Genomic DNA, 514 nt, shown 5'->3' with positions numbered 1-514 from the left:
GGTACCGTCAAGACGTGCACAGTTACTTACACGTTTGTTCTTCCCTGATAACAGAGTTTTACGATCCGAAGACCTTCATCACTCACGCGGCGTTGCTCCGTCAGGCTTTCGCCCATTGCGGAAGATTCCCTACTGCTGCCTCCCGTAGGAGTCTGGACCGTGTCTCAGTTCCAGTGTGGCCGATCACCCTCTCAGGTCGGCTACGTATCGTTGCCTTGGTAAGCCGTTACCTTACCAACTAGCTAATACGGCGCGGATCCATCTATAAGTGACAGCAAGGCCGTCTTTCACTATTGAACTATGCGGTTCAAAATCTTATCCGGTATTAGCTCCGGTTTCCCGAAGTTATCCCAGTCTTATAGGTAGGTTATCCACGTGTTACTCACCCGTCCGCCGCTAACGTCAAAGGAGCAAGCTCCTTATCTGTTCGCTCGACTTGCATGTATTAGGCACGCCGCCAGCGTTCATCCTGAGCCAGGATCAAACTCTCCATAAAAAATTATGATGTTTGATT

At 50.0% G+C, this 514-nt stretch carries 1 rRNA gene; it reads right to left on the bottom strand.

What is annotated here, in order from left to right:
- A 16S ribosomal RNA gene (locus tag EN964_RS36865) occupies window positions 1-496 on the bottom strand; the annotation flags it as partial.
- Window positions 497-514: the final 18 nt, after the last annotated feature.

Source organism: Mesorhizobium sp. M7A.F.Ca.CA.001.10.2.1, from assembly GCF_003998575.1.
Lineage (GTDB): Bacteria > Pseudomonadota > Alphaproteobacteria > Rhizobiales > Rhizobiaceae > Mesorhizobium.
The sequence above is the reverse complement of the archived record's forward strand: the minus strand, read 5'-3'. Positions and strand labels throughout refer to the sequence as shown.